The organism is Streptomyces sp. NPDC057623, assembly GCF_042800355.1.
Classification (GTDB): Bacteria; Actinomycetota; Actinomycetes; order Streptomycetales; family Streptomycetaceae; genus Streptomyces.
Genome location: NZ_JBHVGZ010000096.1, coordinates 24971 through 33860 on the forward strand (window position 1 = coordinate 24971; position 8890 = coordinate 33860).

At 70.9% G+C, this 8890-nt stretch carries 6 protein-coding genes; 2 read left to right on the plus strand and 4 right to left on the minus strand.

All coding sequences use genetic code 11. The features are described 5' to 3' along the window. Positions 1-26 precede the first annotated feature (26 nt). The 4 genes from ACFU95_RS46220 to ACFU95_RS46235 form a co-directional block, all read right to left on the minus strand. Positions 27-1484, minus strand: a complete 1458-nt coding sequence (locus ACFU95_RS46220; protein WP_383842256.1) for an NCS2 family permease — start codon at positions 1482-1484, stop codon at positions 27-29. Positions 1485-1725: 241 nt separating this feature from the next. After that, complete coding sequence (locus ACFU95_RS46225) at positions 1726-4113, minus strand: xanthine dehydrogenase family protein molybdopterin-binding subunit (protein WP_383842259.1); 2388 nt, start codon at positions 4111-4113, stop codon at positions 1726-1728. 1 nt (position 4114) lies between these two features. After that, positions 4115-4726: a (2Fe-2S)-binding protein gene (locus ACFU95_RS46230; protein WP_383842262.1), complete on the minus strand. Its 612-nt coding sequence runs from the start codon at positions 4724-4726 to the stop codon at positions 4115-4117. Next, positions 4726-5625 carry an FAD binding domain-containing protein gene (locus tag ACFU95_RS46235; protein WP_383842265.1) on the minus strand — a complete coding sequence of 300 codons (900 nt, stop codon included), beginning with the start codon at positions 5623-5625 and terminating at the stop codon, positions 4726-4728. Before ACFU95_RS46235 ends, ACFU95_RS46230 begins: the two co-directional genes overlap by 1 nt. A 402-nt stretch (positions 5626-6027) precedes the next feature. Between ACFU95_RS46235 and ACFU95_RS46240 the strand changes: the two genes are divergently transcribed. Both ACFU95_RS46240 and ACFU95_RS46245 read left to right on the plus strand, forming a co-directional pair. Further along, on the plus strand, positions 6028-7701 hold the full coding sequence (locus ACFU95_RS46240; RefSeq protein ID WP_383842268.1) for a PucR family transcriptional regulator: 1674 nt from the start codon (positions 6028-6030) through the stop codon (positions 7699-7701). A 153-nt stretch (positions 7702-7854) separates the two neighbouring features. Next, positions 7855-8631, plus strand: a complete 777-nt coding sequence (locus ACFU95_RS46245; RefSeq protein ID WP_383842270.1) for a hypothetical protein — start codon at positions 7855-7857, stop codon at positions 8629-8631. Positions 8632-8890: the final 259 nt, after the last annotated feature.

Genomic DNA, 8890 nt, shown 5'->3' on the forward strand with positions numbered 1-8890 from the left:
TTGTGTGGAAGGCGGTGCACGGCTTGCTAGTGCACGCCCATCCAGCTCTCAATGGGATTGAGGGCGAAATAGACGATGAAGATGCCTGTCAGGGCCCACATGAACGCCCCGATCTCCCGCGCCTTGCCCTGAGCGATCTTGATGGCGACGTACGAGATGACGCCGGCCGCGACACCGGCCGTGATCGAGTACGTGAACGGCATGATCACGACGGTGAGGAACACCGGGATCGCGGTGGCCCGGTCGGCCCAGTCCACGTGCCGCGCGTTCATCATCATCATGGCGCCGATCACCACCAGGGCCGCTGCCGCCACCTCGCCCGGCACGATCGCCGTCAGCGGGGTGAAGAACAGACAGGCCGCGAAGAACAGGCCGGTGACGACCGAGGAGAGACCGGTCCGGGCACCCTCGCCCACGCCGGTCGCCGACTCGACGAACACCGTCTGGCCCGAGGCGCCGGACACGCCGCCGATCGCACCGCCGGCGCCGTCGATGAACAGCGCCTTGGACAGGCCCGGCATCCGGCCCTTGTCGTCGGCGAGCTTGGCCTCGGTGCCGACGCCGATGATCGTCGCCATCGCGTCGAAGAACCCGGCGAGCACGAGCGTGAAAACGATCATGCCGACGGTCATCGCGCCGACCTCGCCCCAGCCCCCGAACTCGACGTCGCCGAAGATCGAGAAGTCGGGCATGGAGACGGCGCTGCCGTGCAGTTCGGGAGCGCCGCTGGCCCACTGCTTGGGGTTGATGACGTCCAGTGCGTTCAGCACGACGGCGACGACGGTGCCGCCGACGATGCCGATCAGGATCGCGCCGGGAATGCCGCGCGCCTGGAGCATGAAGATCGCGAGGAGTGTGGCGGCGAAGAGCAGCACCGGCCAGCCGGCCAGTTCACCGGCCGGGCCGAGGCTGAGCGGGGTCGCCTCGCCCTGGTGCACGAAGCCGGCCTTCACCAGACCGATCAGCGCGACGAACAGTCCGATGCCCATGGTGATCGCGTGCTTCAGCGCGAGCGGGATCGCGTTCATGATCATCTCGCGCAGGCCGGTGACGACCAGCAGCATGATGACCACGCCGTACATCACGCACATGCCCATGGCCTGCGGCCAGGTCATCTGCGGGGCGACCTGCGAGGCGAGGACACCGGAGACGGACAGGCCGGCGGCGAGGGCCAGCGGCACCTTGCCGAAGAAGCCCATCAGCAGCGTGCTGAAGGCCGCCGCGAACGCGGTCGCGGTGATCAGGGCCTTCTGGGCGAGCATGTCTCCGGCGGCGTCCTTGCCGGACAGGATCAACGGGTTGAGCAGGAGGATGTACGCCATCGCCATGAAGGTCGTGACGCCGCCGCGCACCTCACGCGCGATCGTGGACTCTCTCCTGGATATGTGGAAGTACCGGTCGAGCCAGGACCTGCCGGCCGGGACGCGGGTGCCTTCTCCCGCGTCTTCGGCTGTGGTCTCCGGCTCCAGTGACTGCTGGGTCATGTGGGGCCTACTCCCAAGGTTCAAAGGGGCACCCGCGTACTGCTTCTGGGGATTGCGGGATTTGGGAAGGTGCTTCGGCCGCACGACCCGGGGGACGGCCCGAGACGAACGAACAGGATCTCTACTGCGGGGACTTGCTTGTTCTCCAAGCCCCGCGAGCGGTGCGGTACTTGGGTACTCCGGGCGGCGCGGCGAAGTGTGACGTTCCCGGCGCCGCCCGGAGAGTTCCTACGGGGTTTCCTTACGCCGTGCCGGTGAGGTGTTCCGGCCGAACCGGCGTCCGGTTCAGCTCCAGCCCCGTCGCGTTCCGGATCGCCGCGAGGACGGCCGGGGTCGACGACAGGGTCGGGGCCTCGCCGATGCCCCGCAGCCCGTACGGGGCGTGGTCGTCGGCGAGTTCGAGCACGTCGACGGGGATGGTCGGCGTGTCGAGGATCGTGGGGATGAGGTAGTCCGTGAAGGAGGGGTTGCGCACCTTCGCGGTCTTGGGGTCGACGATGATCTCCTCCATGACCGCCACGCCGAGACCCTGGGTCGTACCGCCCTGGATCTGGCCGATGACGGACAGCGGGTTGAGCGCCTTGCCGACGTCCTGGGCGCAGGCCAGCTCGATCACCTTCACCAGGCCGAGCTCGGTGTCCACCTCGACGACGGCGCGGTGCGCGGCGAAGGAGTACTGGACGTGGCCGAAGCCCTGGCCGGTGCGCAGGTCGAAGGCCTCGGTCGGACGGTGCCGCCACTCGGCCTCGATCTCGACGGACTCGTCTTCGAGCACGTCCACCAGGTCGGCGAGGACCTCGCCGGCGTCGGTGACGACCTTGCCGCCCTCCAGGAGCAGTTCGGCGGTGGCCCAGGCGGGGTGGTAGGAGCCGAACTTGCGGCGCCCGATCTCCAGGACCTTCTCGCGGACCAGCTCGCAGGAGTTCTTGACCGCGCCTCCGGTGACGTACGTCTGGCGTGACGCGGACGTCGAGCCGGCCGAGCCGACCTGCGTGTCCGCCGGGTGGATCGTCACCTGGGTGACGCCGAGCTCGGTGCGGGCGATCTGCGCGTGGACGGTGACCCCGCCCTGGCCGACCTCCGCCATGGCCGTGTGCACGGTGGCGACGGGCTCGGAGCCGATGACCTCCATGCGCACCTTGGCGGTGGAGTAGTCGTCGAAGCCCTCGGAGAAGCCGACGTTCTTGATGCCGACCGCGTAGCCGACGCCGCGGACGACGCCTTCGCCGTGCGTGGTGTTGGACAGGCCGCCCGGCAGCTGCCGTACGTCCGCGCCCTCGCTGGACTCCCACTGGCGCTCCGGCGGCAGCGGCATCGCCTTGACGCGGCGCAGGAGTTCGGCGACCGGCGCCGGGGAGTCGACGGGCTGCCCGGTGGGCATGATCGTGCCCTGCTCCATGGCGTTCAGCTGCCGGAACGCGACCCGGTCCATGCCCACCTCGTCGGCGAGCCGGTCCATCTGCGCCTCGTAGGCGAAGCACGCCTGGACCGCGCCGAAGCCGCGCATGGCGCCGCAGGGCGGGTTGTTGCTGTAGAGGGCGATGGCCTCGATGTCCACGTCGTCGACCACGTACGGGCCGATCGCCAGCGAGGCGGCGTTGCCGACGACCGCGGGGGACGCGGAGGCGTAGGCGCCGCCGTCCAGCACGATCCGGCACTTCACGTGGGTGAGCTTGCCGTCCTTCGTGGCGCCGTGCTCGTAGGAGAGCTTGGCCGGGTGGCGGTGGACGTGCCCGAAGAAGGACTCGAAGCGGTTGTAAACGATCTTTACGGGCTTCCCGGTCCGCATCGCCAGCAGACAGGCGTGGATCTGCATCGACAGGTCCTCACGGCCACCGAAGGCGCCGCCGACGCCGGACAGCGTCATCCGGACCTTGCTCTCGGGCAGGCCGAGGACCGGGGCGATCTGCTTCAGGTCGCTGTGCAGCCACTGGGTGGCGATGTAGAGGTGGACGCCGCCGTCCTCGTCCGGCACGGCGAGTCCCGACTCGGGGCCGAGGAAGGCCTGGTCCTGCATGCCGAAGGTGTACTCACCCTTGACCACGAAGTCGGCCCGCTCGGCGGCCGCCGCGGCGTCACCGCGGAAGATCGGCTGACGGTGCACGATGTTCGGGTGCGGGACATGACCGATGTGGTGGTCGTCGCGGCCCTCGTGAATGAGGATCGCGTCCGGGGCGGTCGCGGAGGCCTCGTCGGTGATGACGGGCAGCTCGCGGTAGTCGACCTTGATCTTGGCGGCGGCGCGGCGCGCCGTCTCCGGGTGGTCGGCGGCGACGATCGCGACCGGCTCGCCGTGGTGGCGTACCTTGCCGTGCGCGAGGACCGGGGTGTCCTGGATCTCCAGGCCGTAGTTCTTCACCTCGGTCGGCAGGTCGTCGTACGTCATGACGGCGTAGACACCCGCCATGGCCAGCGCCTCGCTGGTGTCGATGGACACGATCTCGGCGTGCGCGACGGTCGACCGGAGGATCTGCCCCCAGAGCATGTCCTCGTGCCACATGTCGGACGAGTACGCGAACTCGCCGGTGACCTTGAGGGTGCCGTCCGGGCGGAGCGTCGACTCGCCGATGCCGCCCTTGGTCCGGGTCCCCTGGGTGATCTTGGTGGGAGTGCCGTTAGGAGTGGACACGTCAGACCGCCTCTCCCTGCCGGGCGGCCGCGAGGCGGACCGCGTCCATGATCTTCTCGTACCCGGTGCAGCGGCACAGGTTGCCCGACAGGGCCTCGCGGATGTCCGCGTCCGTCGGGTTGGGGTTGTTCTCCAGCATCTCGTCGGCGGCGACCAGCAGACCCGGCGTGCAGAAGCCGCACTGGACGGCACCGGCGTCGATGAACGCCTGCTGGATCGGGGAGAGCTCGGTGCCCTCACCGGTCTGCGAGTCCTGCCCCTTGGCCGCCCTCCCCCAGGCTTCGCCCGGGGGGACCCCCAGCTGAGCGTCCTGGAGCGAGGTACCGCAAGCACCGGTGGCGCAACCACCGTGCTCGGCGCGCTGCTTGGCGAAGTCGGCGAGCCCTTCGACGGTGACGACCTCGCGGCCCTCGACCTGCCCGGCGGCGACCAGGCACGAACACACCGGCACACCGTCCAGCCGGACCGTGCAGGAGCCGCACTCGCCCTGCTCACAGGCGTTCTTCGAACCCGGCAGCCCCATCCGCTCCCTCAGCACGTACAGCAGGGACTCGCCCTCCCACACGTCGTCGGCTTCCTGCGGACGTCCATTGACAGTGAAGTTGACGCGCATCAGGCGACACTCCCCTTCTTGTTGGTACGGCCGTCAGTGCCGCGGTACGACTCCCAGGTCCAGGTCAGCGTGCGGCGCGCCATGACGCCGACCGCGTGCCGGCGGTAGCTCGCCGTGCCCCGGACGTCGTCGATCGGGTTGCAGGCGCCCGAGCACAGCTCGGCGAACTGCTTGGCGACCGACGGGGTGATGATCTTGCCGTTGTCCCAGAAGCCGCCCTCTTCGAGCGCGGCGTTCAGGAACTCCTCGGCGGCCTTGGCCCGCACGGGCGTCGGCGCGGCCGAGCCGATCCCGGTCCGCACGGTCCGCGTCTCGGGGTGCAGCGCGAGCCCGAAGGCACACACGGCGATGACCATGGCGTTCCTGGTCCCCACCTTGGAGTACTGCTGCGGCCCGTCGGCCTTGTCGATGTGCACGGCCCGGATGAGCTCGTCCGCTGCCAGCGCGTTGCGCTTCACACCGGTGTAGAACTCGTCGATCGGGATACGGCGGCTGCCGCGCACCGACTCGACCTCGACCTCGGCGCCTGCCGCGAGGAGGGCGGGGTGGGCGTCGCCGGCCGGGGAGGCGGTGCCGAGGTTGCCGCCGACGCCGCCGCGGTTGCGGATCTGCGGGGAGGCGACCGTGTGCGAGGCGAGCGCCAGGCCCGGCAGCTCGGCACGCAGGTGCTCCATGATGCGGGTGTACGGGACGGAGGCCCCGAGCCGCACGCTGTCCTCGCCGACCTCCCACTCGTAGAGGTCGCCGATGCGGTTCAGGTCGAGGAGGTACTCGGGCCGGCGGTGGTCGAAGTTGATCTCGACCATCACATCGGTGCCACCCGCAATCGGCACAGCGGTGGGGTGCTCGGCCTTCGCGGCGAGCGCCTCCTCCCAGCTGGCGGGGCGAAGGAAGTCCATGACCGGCTCTCTTCTTCTTCGTCTCGTGGGTCGTACGGTTTGAGCCAGATCAGGTGCGGCGGGCCCGGCTCGTTCATGTGCTGTTAACGCGGATTGACGTCAGTACACAGCGCCGTCCTCCACCGGGGTCAGTCACGGAAACCATGAAGGAGTTGGCTGGCCAGGGCGGGCATCTTGTAGATTCGTATGAACGGAGGTCACCAGTAACCTCCACGTTTTCCTCTGGAAACATCCGATAGAGCCCTCTGGAAACATCGGCCACGGCCCTGTGACCTGGGACACCGTCCGAAAGACGACGAGCACCACCCCCCGGCGCCGCTCGTCGGCCCGCCGACCGGGCCGCCCTCACAGACCCATCAAGATTCATCGTAGATTTCGAGACAAAGAACGGCGGCGACGAGAATGCGGCTGCGCGCACTGCTGGACACCGACGCGCTGGGCCTCAAGCTGCTCGGCGGCGAGGACGAGCTGGACCGCACCGTGCGCGGTGTGATGACCACCGACCTCCGGGACCCCAGCCGCTACCTCTCCGGCGGCGAGCTGGTACTCACGGGGCTGGCCTGGCGCCGCGACTCCGCGGACTCCGAGCCTTTCGTCCGCCTCCTGGCCCAGGCCGGCGTGGTGGCGCTGGGGGCCGGTGAGGCCGAGCTCGGCGACATCCCCGACGACCTGGTCCTGGCCTGCGCCCGCCACCGCATGCCGCTGTTCGCGGTGCACGAGTCGGTGGCGTTCGCGACGATCACCGAGCACGTCGTACGGCAGGTCAGCGGCGAGCGGGCCGGGGACCTGGCGGCGGTGGTCGACCGGCACCGCCGGATGATGACCTCGGGCCCGGCGGGCGGCGGCCCGGACGTGGTCCTCGACCTCCTCGGCTCGGACCTGGACCTGCGGGCGTGGGTGCTGTCGCCGACCGGGCGGCTCATCGCGGGCTCGAAGGTCGGCGGTCCCGCACTGCCCGCCGAGGTGTGCGCGAAGCTGGCGGCGGAGCATCTGACGGCCGCCCGCACGGGCCGCCGCGGCCCCCACCGCCTGCCCCTCGGCAGCACGCAGTACTCCCTCTTTCCGATCCGCAGCACGGGCCGCTCCGCGCAGGCCGCACGGGACGTGCGCGAGACGGTGCTGTCGGAGTGGCTGCTGGCCGTGGAGGCGGACGCGAGCGACTGGCCCGAGGAGCGCCTCGACCTCCTCCAGGGCGTCACCCAGCTGATCGCGGTGGAACGCGACCGGCGCGACGCGGCGCGCACGGTCCGCCGCCGCCTCGCCCAGGAGGTCCTCGAACTGGTCCAGACGGGCGCGGCACCCGCCGAGATCGCCGCCCGCCTGCGCGTCGCGGCCCCGGTCCTGCTGCCCGGCCTCGGGGCGGCCCCGCACTGGCAGGTGGTGGTGGCCCGCGTCGAGTGGGAGGGCGGTGACATCGAGGAGGGCCCGATCACCCAGTCCCTCCTGGAGGAGATCCTCGTCGACCCGCTCGCCACCGGCCCCGAACCGTCCGACCGCATCGCGGTGGCCCACACGGGTGACGAGGCCGTCGCCCTGGTCCCCCTCCCGGCGGTCTCCTCGGAACACGACGGCTCGGAGTCCGGCATCCTCGCGGACGTGCTCCTGGACTCGGTCCGGGACGCCCTCTCGGCGGGCCTGGACGGCGACGGCCGGGTCACGCTGGGCGTGAGCGCGGCGGTGCACTCCGCGGAGGGTCTGCGCGGCGCCCTGGAGGAGGCCCGGCACGCCCGCCGGGTGGCCGCGGCCCGCCCCGGCCGGGTCTGCGCGGCGGGCCACCAGGAACTGGCCTCCCACGTCCTCCTCCTGCCCTTCGTCCCGGACGACGTACGCCGGGCCTTCACCGCCCGCCTCCTCGACCCCCTCCGCGACTACGACCGCCGCCACCGGGCCGAGCTGATCCCCACCCTCGAGGCCTTCCTCGACTGCGACGGCTCCTGGACCCGCTGCGCGACCCGTCTCCACCTGCACGTCAACACACTGCGCTACCGAGTGGGCAGGATCGAGCAGTTGACGAGTCGGGACCTCTCCCGGCTGGAGGACAAGCTGGATTTCTTCTTGGCATTGCGGATGAGTTGACCTCCCCCGGCCGTCCCGCCGGATGACACCAAGTGCCGCCGCTGTCCCACGACTTTGTGAAATCCTTCACCCACCCTCTTGGCCGAACCCGGCGATCCGTGCTGAGATGCCGCCACCACTCAACAGCTCGATGGCGTGCTCGGGGAGGGCGAGGTGGCGTATACCGCCATGTCTGGTAACGGAACGACCGCCGGCGACGATCCACTCCAGACCGCGGTATGGCGGCTGCGCTCACGCGCTTGCTGGGCGGACGCGGCGGCCCTGCTACAGCCGGTGACCGCGGCGGCCGCGCTCCAGCGGGCCGCGCTGCTGGTGGAGCGATGTCTCTACACCGAGCAGGGCTGGGAGGAGGCCGAGGACGCGTTGCGTACGGCCGAGGCGCTCGCCCACAGTGACGACGAACGGGGCGCGGCCGCTTGTGAACGCGGGCAGCTTGCCTACGCGGCGACGCTGCACTCGGTGCGCGACCGGGCCGACGAGGCGCGGGCCGCGTTGGGGCGGGCGGCGGCGCTGATCCCTCCGGGCGCGGCGGGCAGGGCTCTGCTGGACTTCCGGCGCGGCCTCCTGGCGGAGAACCTGGCGCGCTCGCCCCAGGCGGCCCGTGCGGCATACCGCCGCGCGCACGCGGGCGCGACGGCCCACGCGGACCCCCTCCTCCTCTCGTTCACCTGGCGCCACCTGGCCGGTCTCGCCCTGCGCGACGGTGAGTTGGCGGAGGCCCGGCACGGCTTCGCCGAGTCCCTCCGTATCCGCGAGGAGCTGGGCTATCTGGTGGGCACGGCCCCCGCGTTGGCGTCCCTGGCGGACGCGGAGACCGAACCGGAGGCGGCCCGCCTGCGCGAGGAGGCCCGCCGCCTGTTCCGCCTCCTGGGCGGCGTCCCCACGTGGCTGGCCCGCCAACTGGCGCCGGTACCCCCGGCAGCGGCGTAAGGGTCACCCCGGAGGTCCCATCCCAGGGGGCTCCGCCCCCTGGACCCCCATCGGCCTGAACGGCCTCGTCCTCAAACGCCGGACGGGCTGAGAATGCCGGGACCTGCGCCGAAAGGGTGACCGCCGGCCCGACATCTGGGCGGCGCACCCCCACGGGCCGGGCAGCCGCGTACGGCGGCAAGGGGACGCGTCGGGGGGTGTCCGCCCGCAGAGTCCGGTGTCAAGGCTCGGCACCTCCTGGCAAAAGCACAACGCACCG